Annotated in this window: 1 protein-coding gene; it reads right to left on the bottom strand. The window is 69.1% G+C overall.

Annotated features, from left to right (window positions below; translation table 11 throughout):
- Nucleotides 1–1,564 (bottom strand): condensation domain-containing protein (locus INQ47_RS25590; protein ID WP_404702895.1); only part of this gene is annotated, 1,564 nt, incomplete at both ends.

The following is a 1,564-nucleotide window of genomic DNA, read 5'->3' as shown; positions in this document are numbered from 1 at the left end:
CCAGGGCCTGGCGGTAGGCATCGTGCAGGTCTTCCAGCAGCACGCGCCAGGACACGCCATCGACCACCAGGTGGTGGATCACCAGCAGCAGGCGCTGGCCACCGTCGGCCAGGTCGATCAGCACCGCACGCAGCAGCGGGCCCTGGGCCAGGTCCAGGCTACGCTGGGCCTCTTCGCAGGTCGCCTCGATTTCCTCGGCGCTGCGCAGCGCGGCACGCCATAGCAACGGCTGGGCCGGTTGCAGCGGACCGTGTTCGGCGCTGCCGTCGGCAAAGCGCAGGCGCAGGGCGTCGTGCTGGGCGTACAGTGCCAGCAGCGCCTGCTCCAATGCGCTGGCATCCACCGTTTCGGTGCCGCGCAGCAACAGCGACTGGTTCCAGTGCTGCGGCTCGCTCATGCGCTGGTCGAAGAACCATTGCTGGAACGGTAGCAGCGGCGCGCTGCCCGTCACCGGGCCCTGGTCGATACGTGGCACCACCGCCTCCCCGAGCTGGGCCACGGCCGCCAGGCGCTGCACGGTCTGGTGCTGGAACAATGCCTTGGGCGTGATATGGATCCCGGCCTGTCGCGCACGACTGACCACCTGGATCGACATGATCGAGTCGCCGCCCAGGGCGAAGAAATTCTCGGTAACGCCCACCGGGCCTGCGCCCAGCACGGTTTGCCAGATCTCGGCCAGGGCGATCTCGGTCGGTGTGGCCGGCGCCTGATAGTCGCGAGCCTTGACGGTCTGGTCCGGGCGTGGCAAGGCCTTGCGGTCGAGCTTGCCATTGGGCGACAGCGGCAGGCTGTCCAGTGCCAGCCACTGGTTCGGCACCATGTAGTCCGGCAGGCCACGGCGTAGGTGCTCGGCCAGTTGTGCCTGCCAATCGGCGGCCTCGCCGGTCAGCACCACATAACCGACCAGCTGCTTGCCGTCCGGTACCGTCACCACGGCTTCACGCACCAGGTCGTGCTCCAGCAGGCGCGCCTCGATCTCACCCAGTTCGATGCGCAGGCCACGCAGCTTGACCTGGTGGTCGATACGCCCGGCATACTCGATCACCCCGTCCGCGCGGTAGCGCGCCAGGTCGCCGGTGCGGTAGATGCGCTCGCCATTGCCGTATGGGCTCACGGCGAAACGCTCGGCGGTCAGCCCCGGGCGGCGGTGGTAGCCGCGCGCCAGGCCTGCGCCGGCCAGGTACAGCTCGCCCAGCACGCCCACCGGCACCGGTTGCAGCTCGGCGTCGAGGATGTAGCAGGCCAGGTTGGCAATCGGCTCGCCGATCGGCACGCTGTCGCGCCCTTCCTCGCGGCAGGTCCAGTGGGTCACGTCGATGGCCGCCTCGGTCGGGCCGTACAGGTTGTACAGGCCGGCCTTCGGCAGCTTGGCGAACACCTGCTGCTGGGCATCGGCCGGCAGCGCTTCGCCACTGCAGACGATGCGCGCAAGGCTGGTGCAGCGCGGCACGCCGCTGTCTTGCAGGAACGCCTGGAGCATCGACGGCACGAAGTGCAGCGTGGTGATGTTTTCGCCGGTGATCAGCTCGACCAGACGGGCCGGGTCGCGATGATCACCCGGCGC

The organism is Pseudomonas sp. 3HC3, assembly GCF_044904505.1.
Classification (GTDB): domain Bacteria; phylum Pseudomonadota; class Gammaproteobacteria; order Pseudomonadales; family Pseudomonadaceae; genus Aquipseudomonas; species Aquipseudomonas putida_Y.
This window is presented reverse-complemented; position numbering and strand designations above follow the sequence as displayed.